10 protein-coding genes are annotated in these 14,197 nt (G+C 41.4%); 7 read left to right on the top strand and 3 right to left on the bottom strand.

What is annotated here, in order from left to right:
• Positions 1-7: 7 nt before the first annotated feature.
• The 6 genes from dnaN (at position 8) to NYF15_RS00140 (ending at position 8,281) form a co-directional block, all read left to right on the top strand.
• Positions 8-1,111 carry a DNA polymerase III subunit beta gene (gene dnaN, locus NYF15_RS00165; RefSeq protein ID WP_130149247.1) on the top strand — a complete coding sequence of 368 codons (1,104 nt, stop codon included), beginning with the start codon at positions 8-10 and terminating at the stop codon, positions 1,109-1,111.
• Positions 1,112-1,117: 6 nt separating this feature from the next.
• Positions 1,118-2,212, top strand: a complete 1,095-nt coding sequence (gene recF / locus NYF15_RS00160; protein ID WP_054563761.1) for a DNA replication/repair protein RecF — start codon at positions 1,118-1,120, stop codon at positions 2,210-2,212.
• A gap of 12 nt (positions 2,213-2,224) precedes the next feature.
• Entirely contained in the window at positions 2,225-4,651 is a 2,427-nt protein-coding gene (gene gyrB, locus NYF15_RS00155) for a DNA topoisomerase (ATP-hydrolyzing) subunit B (protein ID WP_371352376.1), read from the top strand.
• Positions 4,652-4,792: 141 nt separating this feature from the next.
• Positions 4,793-5,692, top strand: coding sequence for a glycine--tRNA ligase subunit alpha (gene glyQ, locus NYF15_RS00150; protein ID WP_054554789.1), 900 nt, complete (start codon positions 4,793-4,795; stop codon positions 5,690-5,692).
• Between the two features lie 8 nt (positions 5,693-5,700).
• Positions 5,701-7,770 carry a glycine--tRNA ligase subunit beta gene (glyS, locus tag NYF15_RS00145; RefSeq protein ID WP_371352375.1) on the top strand — a complete coding sequence of 690 codons (2,070 nt, stop codon included), beginning with the start codon at positions 5,701-5,703 and terminating at the stop codon, positions 7,768-7,770.
• A gap of 61 nt (positions 7,771-7,831) precedes the next feature.
• A complete protein-coding gene (locus tag NYF15_RS00140; RefSeq protein ID WP_130149243.1) occupies positions 7,832-8,281 on the top strand; it encodes a hypothetical protein in 450 nt (149 codons plus the stop codon).
• Positions 8,282-8,354: 73 nt separating this feature from the next.
• On the opposite strand, the gene tusA is transcribed toward NYF15_RS00140, so the two are convergent.
• From tusA to fadB, 3 genes are all read right to left on the bottom strand, one after another.
• Positions 8,355-8,594, bottom strand: a complete 240-nt coding sequence (tusA, locus tag NYF15_RS00135) for a sulfurtransferase TusA (RefSeq protein ID WP_371352374.1) — start codon at positions 8,592-8,594, stop codon at positions 8,355-8,357.
• Positions 8,595-8,748: 154 nt separating this feature from the next.
• Entirely contained in the window at positions 8,749-9,915 is a 1,167-nt protein-coding gene (fadA, locus tag NYF15_RS00130; RefSeq protein ID WP_062568452.1) for an acetyl-CoA C-acyltransferase FadA, read from the bottom strand.
• Between the two features lie 5 nt (positions 9,916-9,920).
• Positions 9,921-12,080, bottom strand: coding sequence for a fatty acid oxidation complex subunit alpha FadB (gene fadB / locus NYF15_RS00125; protein WP_371352373.1), 2,160 nt, complete (start codon positions 12,078-12,080; stop codon positions 9,921-9,923).
• Between the two features lie 195 nt (positions 12,081-12,275).
• Here fadB and NYF15_RS00120 point away from each other — a divergent pair, with 195 nt between their 5' ends.
• Complete coding sequence (locus tag NYF15_RS00120) at positions 12,276-14,162, top strand: transglycosylase SLT domain-containing protein (RefSeq protein WP_371352372.1); 1,887 nt, start codon at positions 12,276-12,278, stop codon at positions 14,160-14,162.
• Positions 14,163-14,197 lie beyond the last annotated feature (35 nt).

The raw sequence follows: 14,197 nt of genomic DNA, 5'->3' as shown, positions 1-14,197 counted from the left end.
CTTTATTATGCAAATAACAATATCAAGAGAGCAATTTTTAAAACCTTTAGTTCAAGTGTCAGGTGCGATTGAGCGTAAGCACACCTTACCAATTTTATCGAACGTTTTGTTAGTTGTTGAAAACGGGCAACTTTCAATGACAGGCACAGACCTTGAAATTGAGTTAGTGGCCAGTGTTTTTGTTGGTGAAGATACGGCAGATACCAAGCTAACTTTACCAGCTAAAAAATTACTCGATATTTGTAAAAGTTTACCCGATGGCTCTGACCTTACGTTAAGTAGCCAAGATCATCAGTTACTACTAACAAGTGGTAAAAGCCGTTTTTCTTTAACAACGTTGGCCGCGGAAGATTTTCCGAATCTTGAGCAGTGGGATGGTGAAGTTGAATTTCAACTAACACGTTTAGAATTACGTAAGCTTTTAGAAAGTACACATTTCTCTATGGCGAATCAAGACGTCCGTTATTACTTGAACGGTATGTCATTTGAGGTTGATAACACAGATATTAAGACAGTGGCGACAGATGGTCACCGTTTGGCGATTGCACAAAAACAATTACCGCAATCTTTAAATACGCAGCGTCAGTTAATTATTCCACGTAAAGGTGTGCAAGAAATTATGCGCCTAATGGTGGCTGATGATGAGCTAGTAACCATTCAATTTGGTGCTAATCATATTCGTATTATTGATACTGAATTTACGTTTACCAGTAAACTGGTTGATGGTCGTTTCCCTGATTATCGCCGCGTACTTCCTCGTGGAGGAGACAAAGTCATTACTGCTAACCGAGAGTGGTTACGTAGTGCTTTCCAACGTGTGTCTATTTTATCGAATGAAAAGTTCCGTGGAGTACGACTAAATCTGTCTGAAGGTTTATTGAAAATTACGGCAAATAACCCTGAGCAAGAACAAGCTGAAGAAGTGGTTGAAGTAATGTACCAAGGCGGCGAACTTGAAATTGGCTTTAACGTTTCTTATGTACTTGATGTACTTAATACATTAAAAACAGAAGATGTAACCTTTACACTTGCAGACTCTAATAGCAGTGCGCTAATTGAAGGTGCAGGTGACGAAGAAGCTATGTACGTTGTTATGCCGATGCGCCTATAAGCTTATATGAGTTTAAGTCATTTAAGCCTCAATAATTTTCGAAATATTGAGGCGCTGACACTTGAGCCGGTTAATGGCATAAACATTATCTATGGCGAAAATGGCAGTGGAAAAACCAGTCTCCTTGAGGCGATATATTTCCTTTCTCACGGTAAATCATTTCGTACCGCCAAACATAAAAATATCATTCAGCATCAACAAGACAAGTTTGTGATTCATGGTCGCAAAGCGCTGCATGATTTGTCTATTCCGATTGGTATAAGCAAAAACCAAGCGGGTGAAACGTCTTTAAAGATTCAGGGAAAAACGAGCCGTAAAATCTCTGAATTAGCTCAGCTAGTGCCGGTGCAAGTTATTACTCCAGAAAGCTATTCCTTGTTTTTTGGTGGCCCAAAAGAGCGTAGAAAATTTCTCGATTTAGGATTGTTCCACGTGGAACATGACTTTTTTTACTTGTGGCAGTCTTTTAATAAAGTACTGAAACAACGTAATGCTTTATTAAAAAGTAAACCTAGAGATTATTTCGAACAGATCAAGTTTTGGGATAAAGAATTTGTTAGACTAGCTGAACAAATAAATAATCTAAGAATCGCGTATATAAGTAGGTTTAAGCAGCAGTTTTTTGATAAAATGTGTGCAGAATTAACGCTTGTAAGCGATTTAGAAATTAACTTTCATGCGGGCTGGAAAGAGAGTGAAACGCTCTCAGAGGCGCTTGAGCAAAGCTTTGAACGTGATGCCAAACAAGGTTTCACAAGTAAAGGTCCGCATAAAGCTGATTTTAGTTTTAGCGTTTCTGGTAACAGCGTAGAAAATACCTTTTCTCGCGGTCAATTGAAGCTCTTGCTTTATGCGTTAAAAGTAACGCAAAATAGCTTAATTGAGTCAGAAACAGATAAGCAATCTATATTGCTAATAGATGACTTACCTTCAGAACTAGGTGAAGATACAAAAGAAAAAGTGGGTCAGCTTTTGACTCATTGCGATTCGCAACTTTTTATCTCATCAATTTTATCTGAAAGTATTTCTGCTGTGGTGGAACCCATGCAACGAGAACTAAAAATGTTCCACGTGAAACATGGCAACCTAATAACAAGATAAGTGGGATTAACCATGTCTGAGAATTACGATTCGTCGAGTATTAAAGTACTTAAAGGATTAGACGCAGTAAGAAAGCGTCCAGGAATGTATATAGGGGACACCGATGACGGTACAGGCCTACACCACATGGTGTTTGAGGTTGTTGATAACTCTATCGATGAAGCCTTAGCTGGTCATTGTGATGATATTTTTGTAACGATTCACTTAGACGGTTCAGTCTCTGTAAGAGATAACGGTCGTGGTATTCCTACATCTATTCACGAAGAAGAAGGTGTTTCTGCGGCTGAAGTTATCATGACAGTACTTCATGCTGGTGGTAAGTTCGATGATAACTCATATAAAGTATCTGGTGGCTTACACGGTGTAGGTGTTTCGGTAGTAAATGCACTATCTGAAAAGCTGCAACTGACCATTCGTCGTGAAGGCAAAATTCACCAACAAACATATACTATGGGTGTACCAGATGCGCCATTAGCTATAATTGGTGATGCAACAGACACAGGTACTGAATTACGTTTCTGGCCAAGTGGTGAAACATTCAGTGACCTTAACTTCCACTACGATATCTTAGCAAAACGTTTGCGTGAGCTTTCGTTCTTAAACTCTGGTGTAAGTATCATTCTTACTGATGAGCGTGAAGAATCTAAGAATGACCACTTCAAATATGACGGTGGTATCCAAGCATTCGTAGAATATCTAAACCGTAACAAAACACCTGTACATAAAAGTGTTTTCCACTTTACCCATGAGCGTGAAGAAGACGGTATTAGTGTAGAAGTTTCAATGCAGTGGAACGATGGTTTCCAAGAAAGCATTTACTGTTTCACAAACAACATTCCACAACGTGATGGTGGTACGCACTTAGCTGGCTTTAGAGCTGCATTAACGCGTACGCTAAATAACTACATGGAAAAAGAAGGCTTTAACAAAAAAGCGAAAACAACAAGCAATGCGACGGGTGATGATGCTCGTGAAGGCTTAACTGCGGTTGTAAGTGTTAAAGTACCTGATCCTAAGTTCTCATCACAAACTAAAGACAAACTAGTATCAAGTGAAGTTAAGTCTGCTGTAGAACAAGCAATGGCAGAAAAACTAACAGAGTTCTTATTAGAAAACCCTGTTGATGCTAAAACAGTTGTTGGCAAAATTATTGATGCAGCACGAGCTCGTGAAGCAGCACGAAAAGCACGTGAAATGACACGCCGTAAAGGTGCAATGGATTTAGCTGGTTTACCAGGTAAATTGGCAGACTGCCAAGAAAAAGATCCAGCACTTTCTGAACTATACATAGTGGAGGGTGACTCTGCAGGTGGTTCAGCTAAGCAGGGTCGTAACCGTAAAAACCAAGCTATCTTGCCACTTAAAGGTAAGATTCTTAACGTAGAAAAAGCACGCTTTGATAAGATGCTTTCTTCTCAAGAAGTCGCAACTCTCATTACAGCATTAGGCTGTGGTATTGGTCGTGATGAATATGACCCAGAAAAACTACGTTATCATCGTATCATTATCATGACCGATGCGGACGTGGATGGTTCTCACATTCGTACCTTACTACTGACTTTCTTCTATCGTCAAATGCCAGAGATTGTAGAGAAAGGCTTTATTTATATTGCACAACCGCCACTTTATAAAGTGAAAAAAGGTAAGCAAGAACGCTACATTAAAGATGACCCAGCGCTTGTTGATTACTTAACATCATTAGCATTAAACAATGCTGCACTTTATACAAGCGAAGGTGCATCTGCACTTGAAGGTGAAGAATTAGAAAGAATTGTTCACGACTATCAAAATACAGTTAAAGTGATTGAGCGCTTAAAACGTAAATATCCAAATTCGGTTATGGAACGTTTAATTTATCAAAGCGAAATTACCGAAGCTGATCTAGCAGATGAAGCAAAAGTTAAAGAGTGGACTAACATCCTTGTTGACGACTTAATTGCACGTGATGAAGATGCAACTATCTTCCACGCCGGCACTGAGCACGATACTGAGCGCAACATGTATTATCCTGTTGTGAATATTCGCCAGCATGGTGTGGATAAAGCGCATGTATTGAACTTCGACTTCATCACATCTCGTGACTACAAACGCATTGCAGCGACAGGCGTAAACATTGCTAACTTACTTGAAGAAGGCGCATATGTTCAACGTGGTGAGAAGACATTAGCTGTTGATAACTTTGTGGATGCATTAGAGTGGTTGATCAATGAATCGAAGCGTGGTCTTTATATTCAACGTTATAAAGGACTTGGTGAGATGAACCCAGATCAGCTTTGGGAAACCACCATGGACCCAGATGCACGTCGCATGTTGAAAGTAACAATTGAAGATGCCGTAGCTGCAGACCAATTGTTCGCGACTCTAATGGGTGACCAAGTTGAGCCGCGTCGTGACTTCATCGAAACGAATGCGCTACGTGTAGTTAATCTAGACGTATAACGCTAAATTAAGAATTAAAAAGGAGCCTACAGGCTCCTTTTTTTATTGCTGAAAAAGCACAAACTGCTTAAAACCTTACTGCACACAAGGTATACTGAGAGCAATTTTCAGACTAAACGCACCAGATACTATAAGCCAAATATGCAAAAATATGACGTTAAAACCTTTCAAGGTTTGATCCTGGCTTTACAGGACTATTGGGCACAGCAAGGCTGTGTGATTGCTCAACCACTCGATATGGAAGTGGGAGCAGGGACATTTCATCCGTTAACTTTCTTAAAGTCAATTGGCCCTGAGCCAATGTCGAGCGCGTATGTTCAACCATGCCGCCGTCCAACTGATGGTCGTTATGGTGAAAACCCGAACCGTTTACAGCATTACTACCAATTCCAAGTAGTTTTAAAGCCATCACCAGAAAACATCCAGGAGCTCTATTTAGGCTCATTAGCTGCTGTTGGTATCGATACACTAACTGATGAAGTTCGCTTTGTAGAAGACAACTGGGAGTCACCTACATTAGGTGCTTGGGGTCTAGGTTGGGAGATCTGGTTAAATGGCATGGAAGTAACTCAGTTCACTTACTTCCAACAAGTTGGTGGCTTAGAGTGCTCACCAGTGACCGGTGAAATCACTTATGGTCTTGAGCGTTTAGCAATGTACATTCAGGGCGTAGATAGCATCTATGACCTAGTATGGGCAGACGGCCCTATGGGTCGTGTAACATACGGTGATGTATTCCATCAAAATGAAGTAGAGCAGTCAGCTTATAACTTCGAACAAGCGGATGTTGAGTTCTTATTTGCACAGTTTGATCACTGTGAAAAGGAAAGCGAAAAGCTAATTGAAGCAGGCTTACCATTACCCGCTTATGAGCAAGTAATGAAAGCATCACATGCATTTAATTTATTAGATGCTCGTCACGCTATCTCAGTAACAGAACGTCAACGTTATATCTTACGTGTTCGTGCTTTATCAAAAGCATGTGCGCAAAGTTACTATGATGCCCGTGAAGCTCTTGGTTTCCCGCTTTGTAAGGATTAAGAATTAGCATGTCAGCAGAAAATTTATTAGTAGAAATTGGCACTGAAGAGTTGCCACCGAAAGCACTTCGTAAACTTGCTGAGTCGTTTGCTGAGAACTTAGCAGCTGAGCTTACAAGCTTAGAACTAGCACATCAAGGTGTTAACTGGTACGCATCTCCACGCCGTTTAGGTTTACGTGTTACTGCACTTGAAGCTAAGCAAAGTGACAAGGTAGTAGAAAAGCGCGGTCCTGCTGTAGCAGCTGCATTTGATGCCGATGGTAATCCAACTAAAGCAGCAATGGGTTGGGCTCGTGGTTGTGGTATCGATGTAAGCGATGCGCAAACACTAGAAACAGATAAAGGTGCTTGGTTATTACATAAAGCACAAGTAGAAGGTAAATCAACAACTGCACTTATGAGTGATGCTGTAAACAAGGCACTTGCTAAATTACCTATTCCTAAACCAATGCGTTGGGGTGCAAATAAAACACAATTTATTCGCCCAGTACACACTGCAACTATTTTGTTTGGTAGCACGCTAATCGAAGGCGAAATCCTTGGTAAGCAAGTTGGCAACCAATTACAAGGTCACCGTTTCCATCACCCAGAAAAAGTAACAATCAACCACGCTGATGATGTGTTTGATGTGCTGAAATCTGCTTACGTTGTCGCTGACTTTGCAGCGCGTAAAGCACAAATTCGCGAACAGATTGAAGCAGCAGCTAGCGCTGTAAATGCAAAAGTAGCGATGGATGAAGACTTACTTGAAGAAGTAACATCCTTGGTTGAATGGCCAGTAACGCTGACAGCAACATTCGAAGAAGCATTCTTAGATGTTCCTTCAGAAGCCCTTATCTATACCATGAAGGACGACCAGAAGTACTTCCCGTTATTAGACCAAGATGGCAACTTACTTAACAAGTTCCTGTTTGTTTCTAATATCGAAAGTAAAGATCCAAGTGTGGTCATTGCCGGTAACGAAAAAGTTGTTCGCCCTCGTTTAGCTGATGCACAGTTTTTCTATGAAACTGATAAGAAGAAAACGCTAGAGAGTCGCCTAGAATCGCTAGATACTGTTTTATTCCAAAAGCAACTTGGTACGCTGAAAGATAAATCTGAGCGTATTAGTGAACTTGCAGGTTACATTGCAGAGCAATTAGGTGCCGATGCCGAGCTTGCTAAGCGAGCAGGTCTTCTAAGTAAAACAGACTTAATGACCGAAATGGTTATGGAGTTTACCGACGTACAAGGTGTAATGGGTATGCATTACGCTCGTCACGACGGTGAAGCCGAAGAAGTTGCACTGGCGCAAAATGAACAATATATGCCACGTTTTGCGGGCGATAATTTACCAACAAATGTGATCAGCTGTGCTGTCGCAATTGCTGATAAGTTTGATACGCTGGTGGGTATTTTTGGTATTGGCCAAGCGCCAAAAGGCGACAAAGACCCATTTGCACTTCGTCGTGCTGCCATTGGTGCATTACGCATCATGGTAGAAAAATCATTACCGCTAGATATCTTAGACCTTGTTGCTAAGTCACAAACGCTATTCGGTGAAAAGCTAACAAACCTAAACGTATCAACAGATGTGTTTGAGTTTATGCTAGGCCGTTTCCGCGCATGGTATCAAGATGAAGGTATTGAAGTTGATGTCATTCAAGCTGTGCTAGCACGTCGTCCAACTAAACCAGTTGACTTCGACCGTCGTGTTAAAGCGGTAAGTCACTTCCGTACACTAGACGCAGCAGAGGCGCTTGCAGCAGCAAATAAACGTGTAAGCAACATCTTGGCTAAGAATGACATCACAACGCAAGGTGATGTAAATGAGAGCCTATTAAGCGATGATGCAGAAAAAGTATTAGCGTCACACGTTGCTAAGTTTGCAACTGAGCTTGCACCTCTATATGCAAATGGCGATTATCAAGAAGCATTGTCACAACTTGCGGGTATCCGTGAGAGTGTTGATAACTTCTTCGATAACGTCATGGTAATGGCAGATGATGAAGCGGTTAAACAAAACCGTTTAGCATTATTAAGTCAGTTAAGCCGTCTGTTTTTAGATATTGCTGATATTTCTGTACTTCAGAAGTAAGTAGTAGCCAATTAATAAAAGCCAGCTTTGTGCTGGCTTTTTAGTAGCATAAGGAACAGTAATGAAACGTGTAATTACTTTAGCATTAGCAGGTTTATTAACAGCCTGTACGAGCCAAATACAAATGCCAAGCATCGACGACATGCTGCCCAGCAAAGACTTAGATCGTACCATGTACTTGCGTGGCGACTTTACGTTATGGGATGCTGAACCACAATATATACTAGAGCAAGTTGCATCAGGTATCTTCCAAGCAGAAGTAACGTTCTCAACACCAGGGAAAGTCTATGAATTTAAAGTAGCTGATGCTAACTTTAGTCAAGGCTATAACTGTGGTTACAGTGACATGGACCCCGCAGGACAAGCACTATTATTAGGTCAGGCTGCCATCGCCGATTGTAATACTATTTACAACTACTTTAGTTTTAAACCAGCTACAAAAGGCGTGTATGTAGTGAGCTTTGATTACCGCAATAGTAATAAGCCAAAAGTGACAGTTACTAAAAAGTAACTGGAGTTTTTGAGTGGGTTTTTAATTGGTAAAGGTAACAATTAAACGCTCACTCTAATCTTGTTTATCTAGCCTATAGTCCTTTCTTCAGCAAATATCTAAATGGCGCTTGCTCAACATCTTTAGCCACTAGCGTGTGATCCATAAAAGTACAAAAGCTTGGGATATCGCGGGTGGTTGATGGGTCATCGGCGATGATAAGTAAGGTTTCGCCATCTTTCATTTTACGTACTGCGCCACGTACCATCATGACAGGTTCTGGACAACGAAGGCCAAGTGCATCTAATTGGTGATCGGGATTATCAAAATTCATGGCTGACCTTTTTGGATGAAAGAGACGATTAATAAGCGGCTATTTTAACTTTCTATTGCTGTCAGTTTCAATAACACAAAGCAACGCAAATAAAAAAGGCGCACTGAGTAAATCAATGCGCCTTTTTATCACCAAGATGTTTGATGTGAGCTCGTTATTCTACGCGCTCAAATACAGTTGCAATACCTTGGCCTAAACCAATACACATTGTTGCTAGACCGTATTTAGCATTCTTGTCTTCCATTAGGTGAACAAGCGTTGTGCTAATACGTGAACCAGAACAACCTAGTGGGTGACCAAGTGCAATTGCACCACCATTTAGGTTAACTTTTTCATCTACCACATCCATCAGACCTAAGTCTTTTAATACTGGTAGAGATTGTGCTGCGAATGCTTCGTTAAGCTCTGCAACATCGATATCGTCAATAGTGATACCTGCTTGTTGAAGTGCTTTTTGCGAGGCAGGAACAGGGCCGTAACCCATGATTGATGGATCGCAACCTGCCACAGCCATTGATTTAATACGGGCACGAATTGGTAAACCAAGTTCTTTAGCTTTCTCTTCGCTCATTACAAGCATTGCTGACGCGCCGTCAGAAAGTGCAGATGAAGTACCTGCCGTTACGCTACCTGATGCTGGATTGAATACAGGGCGTAGTTGCGATAAGCCTTCAACAGTTGTCTCTGGGCGGATTACTTCATCGTCTTCAACTAAGATTAAAGAGCCATCTGCATCGTGACCTTCCATTGCTAGGATTTCACGACGGAAACGACCTTCAACCGTTGCTGCATGTGCACGTTGGTGTGAGCGGTAAGCAAATTCGTCTTGTTGCTCGCGGCTAATGCCGTGAAGCGTTGCAAGGTATTCAGCAGTTAAACCCATTACGCCAGCAGCTTGTGCTACAGACGTTGATAAACCTGGGTGAAAATCATTACCGTGAGTCATAGGTACGTGACCCATGTGTTCAACACCACCAATGATGTAGGTATCACCAGCGCCAGTCATAATAGCGCGTGCTGCATCGTGTAATGCTTGCATTGATGAGCCACATAAACGGTTAACTGTAACAGCTGGCACTGAATGTGGGATACCGGCAAGGAGTGCTGCGTTACGAGCAATGTTAAAACCTTGCTCTAAAGTCTGTTGTACACAGCCCCAGTAAATATCATCAATTGATGCTGGATCAACGGCTGGGTTACGGTCTAACAAACCTTTCATTAAGTGAGCACTTAAATCTTCCGCACGCTTGTTTTTGAATACGCCGTTCTTTGAACGACCCATTGGTGTGCGGATACAATCTACGATTACTGGATTATTCATGTTTCTTATCCTTCCACCTTGTAGAATACACGGCCTTCTTCGGCCCATTTGCGAGTTTCATCAGATACTTGGTAAATCGCACCTAAGTGAGCGTACTTGTCTGCTGTTGCAACAAAATTCGCTAAACCAGTTTGATCTAAGTAACGGAATGCACCGCCTCTAAATGGAGGGAAACCAATGCCGTAAATTAGCGCCATGTCAGCTTCTTGTGGTGACGCTACGATACCTTCTTGTAAACAAAGTAGTACTTCGTTGATCATCGGGATCATACAACGGTCAATGATTTCTTGTTTATCGAAATCTTTAGGTGCATCAGTGATAGCACTTAGTAACTCAGTTGCTATTGCATCTTTTGCTTTTTTCAGGCGACCACGACGGTCTGGCGCGTATTGGTAGAAACCAGCACCATTTTTCTGACCAAAGCGTTTTTCGTTTGCAAATACAGTAACAGGGTCTTTATCTTGGCGAGCCATACGCTCAGGGAAACCGTCAGCCATAACACCAGTACAGTGGTAAGCTGTATCGATACCTACAACATCAAGAAGATATGCAGGACCCATAGGCCAACCAAATACATTTTCCATCACTTTATCAACTTTAGTGAAGTCAGCACCTTCAACAACAAGTTTGCTGAAACCTGCAAAGTAAGGGAATAGTACGCGGTTTACAAAGAAGCCTGGGCAGTCGTTTACAACGATTGGTGATTTACCAAGTTTTAATGCGTAATCAACAACGGCATTAATAGTAGCTTCTGATGTTTTTTCACCACGAATGATTTCTACTAAAGGCATTTTTGGCACTGGGTTAAAGAAGTGCATACCACAGAAGTTTTCTGGTTTTTCAAGCGCAGATGCTAACTCGTCAATACGAATTGTTGAGGTATTTGAAGTTAGGATAGTGCCCGCAGGTAAGTCTTTTTCAAGACCAGCAAGAACAGCTTGCTTCACTTTAGGGTTTTCAACTACGGCTTCAACAACAATGTCAGCGCTTTGTAGGTCTGCATCGTTTAGCGTTGGTTTGATCTTGCCTAATGTAGCAACCATCTTATCCATCGCCATATGGCCACGTTGTACTTTTTTACCAAGTAGCTTAGATGCTTCGCCCATACCTAAATCAAGTGCATCTTGATTGATGTCTTTCATGATAATAGGTGTGCCTTTATAAGCAGACTGGTATGCAATACCGCCGCCCATAATACCTGCGCCTAATACAGCTGCTTGTTTAATTTCAAGTTCACTGTGTTTAGCTTGCTTCTTCGCTTTACCTTTAATGTATTGGTCAGCTAAGAAAATACCAGTTTGCGCAGCAGCTTCGCTTGTTGCTGCTAATTTAGCAAAGTTAGCGTTTTCAATCGCCATTGCTTCAGCGCGTTCACAGTTTGCTGCAGCTTTGATTGTTTTTACAGCCATAACAGGTGCTGGGTAGTGACCTTTTGTCTGACCCATTACCATGCCTTCAGCCATCGCAAAGCTCATACCTTGCTCAACACGGTTCATTTTCAGTGGCTGTAATTTTACTTGTCGTTTTGCTTGCCAATCTAGTTTGCCAGCAATTGCATGCTCAAGTGTTGCAATACTTGACTCTAAAAGTTTGTCAGCACTAACTACCGCGTCAAATGCACCTACTTTTAAGGCATCAGCAGCGCGGTTTTCTTTGCCTGTGGTGATCCATGTCATCGCATTATCAGCGCCAATAAGGCGTGGAAGGCGAACTGTGCCACCAAAACCAGGCATAATGCCTAGTTTAACTTCAGGTAGGCCAATTTTAGCGTTAGAGCTAGCAACACGATAATCGGTAGCAAGTGCCCACTCACATCCACCGCCAAGCGCCATGCCGTTTACAGCACTTAGCGTTGGGAAAGGTAAATCTTCAATCGCGTCAAAAACGTCAGTAGCATTTTTGATCCATGCAACCAATTCTTCTTGCGGTTTAGTGAAAGTAGGTAAAAATTCGAAAATGTCGGCACCGATAATGAAATGATCTTTATCGCTGGTGAACACCATGCCTTTGATATCTGAGTTTGTTGCCAATTCTTTTAATGCTAAAGCGCAATCTTGCAAGGTTTGCTGCGAAAGTTTATTTACTGAGCCGTCGGCACAGAACTTAAACTCGGCGATGTTGTCCTTGATGAAAGCAACTTCAAATGAATCGCTTTTATATAACATTATTATTCTCCCTAGTTTATTAACTAAGACTGGTACGATGAGTTTGCATTTCAATCAGTGTGCTTGCTTTAAAATGAAAATGCAACGAAAAATTTACTGCGCTTTATCGCGATTGGTTAAAATATAGCTGGTTTGGTGCTAAGGTGTAGAAGAAGTTTTTTGTTATTAATTCTTTAATTTTTGTTAAAGGTCATCATGAAAAAACAACTCCTTGGTTGGACAGCTGCCGCATTACTTTTTCCTTTTTTTGCAGCTGAAGCCAACGACAAACATGACGCTTTTTTAAAAGCAGAAAAAAAGGCGCGATACGGTGATTATGACGATATGAAAGAGGCAGCTAATGGATTAGACCACCCGCTAAAGCCTTACGTCGAAAAAGCCTATTGGCAACGAAACCCAAGTTTGAAGCATCAAACAGAAATAGAAAATTATCTAAATGTTTATCGTAATACGCCATTAGAGTGGCCTGTGCGTAAAGCATGGCTTAACTATTTAAAAGAGTACAATAAAAAAGCCGCTTATATTCGTAATTACAGAGAGACCAGTAATAACGAATTGACTTGTCCTTATTTAAGCTTTCAATTGGACTTAGGTGCGCCTAAAGAAGCAATAATGAATCAAGTTAGTGATTTATGGGTGGTAGGGCATTCTCAACCAAAAGAATGCGACACACTTTTTTCACTTTGGAAAAAAGAAGGTTATCAAACACAAGAACGTATTTGGCAACGAGTTTCTCTCGCTGCAGAAGGCGGTACGTCAAGCTTATTGCCTTACCTAAAGTCATTACTCCCTAAAGATGAGCAGTACCTAGCTGATTTATATTTAAAAGTACGCAAAGACCCGAGTGCTTCGGCTGGTTTATATCGCTTTAAGAAAAAGACAGCCAAAGAAGGGCAAATAGCATTATACGGGGTGAAACGCTTAGTTTGGCGTGATAAAGAGTTAGCGCTTCGAGCATGGGAAAAGCTTGAAAAAATGTTTGTTTACACGGAAGAACAAAAAGCAGATGTGTACTACAACTTTGCACTATCGCTTGCCTCAAGCGGGCATAAACAAGCTCGCTTTTGGTTAAATAAGGTGCCTAAAGAGCGTCAAACAACGAAGTTAATGCAGTGGCAGCTTGCTAATATGCTCGAATTGCAAGATTGGTCTGGTATTGTGGCGTTTTTTACCGGTAAAGAAAACCTAAGCCTAGGTCAGCAATATTGGTTAGCATATAGCTTAAATCAGCGTGGCGAAGTTGAAGATGCCCGCGCTCTTTGGCAAAAAGTAGCCAAAGAGCGCGATTATTACGGCTTTTTAGCGTCTGCCCGATTAGGTATTCCGGTTAGTTTAAACAATCAACAGTTGCAAATTTCTGATAAGCTCCAACTAGAAGTCGCAAATGCACCTGGCTTTAAGCGTGCGCGTGCACTCTATGAGCTTGAGCGCTACACGTCAGCTCGCAGGGAGTGGAATTACTTAACAGGTACATCAACCAAAGAAGAAAAACTCGCGGCATCAATACTTGCTGCTGAGCTTGATTGGTATGACAGCACTATTTATACCTTGGCACAAATTAAAGAATGGGATTATGTTGATTTGCGTTTCCCATTTGCGTTTAAAGATGTATTTGAGAGCTACAGTAACCGTAATCATATAGACATGGCATGGAGTATTGCAATTTCACGTCGTGAAAGCTCATTTGCGCCCGATGCCCGCTCTCATGCAAACGCCTATGGTTTAATGCAGTTATTACCGAGTACTGCTAAATACATTAATAGAAGTACTGTTTCACGCCGAAAATTGTTTCACCCTAAAACGAATATTCGTTTAGGAAGTGAATACTTGAAATATTTAAAAAAGAAAAATCGTGGCAACGAAATATTAGCAACCGCCTCTTATAATGCAGGTTATCACCGTATTAAACGTTGGATCCCTGAACAGGCAATGCCTGCAGAGTTATGGATTGAACTTATACCTTATACTGAAACACGCAATTATGTGAAGAATGTATTTGCTTACAGGCAAGTTTACCATACGCGTTTAGGGCGAGATGGTAATGTGCTTGCGCCAATTTTAGATATGAAAATGGGCGGCTGACTAATTGACCTTAACCCCCTGTGTTGGGCGTTAAG

It is taken from the genome of Pseudoalteromonas sp. 68 DY56-GL68 (assembly GCF_041414825.1).
Lineage (GTDB): Bacteria > Pseudomonadota > Gammaproteobacteria > Enterobacterales > Alteromonadaceae > Pseudoalteromonas.
This window is presented reverse-complemented; position numbering and strand designations above follow the sequence as displayed.

Excerpts from the sequence above, each read along its gene's own strand:
- recF (WP_054563761.1), top strand. The coding sequence starts at position 1,118 with ATGAGTTTAAGTCATTTAAGCCTCAATAATTTTCGAAATATTGAGGCG.
- NYF15_RS00140 (WP_130149243.1), top strand. The coding sequence starts at position 7,832 with ATGAAACGTGTAATTACTTTAGCATTAGCAGGTTTATTAACAGCCTGT.
- NYF15_RS00120 (WP_371352372.1), top strand. The coding sequence starts at position 12,276 with ATGAAAAAACAACTCCTTGGTTGGACAGCTGCCGCATTACTTTTTCCT.
- gyrB (WP_371352376.1), top strand. The coding sequence starts at position 2,225 with ATGTCTGAGAATTACGATTCGTCGAGTATTAAAGTACTTAAAGGATTA.
- glyS (WP_371352375.1), top strand. The coding sequence starts at position 5,701 with ATGTCAGCAGAAAATTTATTAGTAGAAATTGGCACTGAAGAGTTGCCA.
- fadB (WP_371352373.1), bottom strand. The coding sequence starts at position 12,080 with ATGTTATATAAAAGCGATTCATTTGAAGTTGCTTTCATCAAGGACAAC.
- tusA (WP_371352374.1), bottom strand. The coding sequence starts at position 8,594 with ATGAATTTTGATAATCCCGATCACCAATTAGATGCACTTGGCCTTCGT.
- glyQ (WP_054554789.1), top strand. The coding sequence starts at position 4,793 with ATGCAAAAATATGACGTTAAAACCTTTCAAGGTTTGATCCTGGCTTTA.
- dnaN (WP_130149247.1), top strand. The coding sequence starts at position 8 with ATGCAAATAACAATATCAAGAGAGCAATTTTTAAAACCTTTAGTTCAA.
- fadA (WP_062568452.1), bottom strand. The coding sequence starts at position 9,915 with ATGAATAATCCAGTAATCGTAGATTGTATCCGCACACCAATGGGTCGT.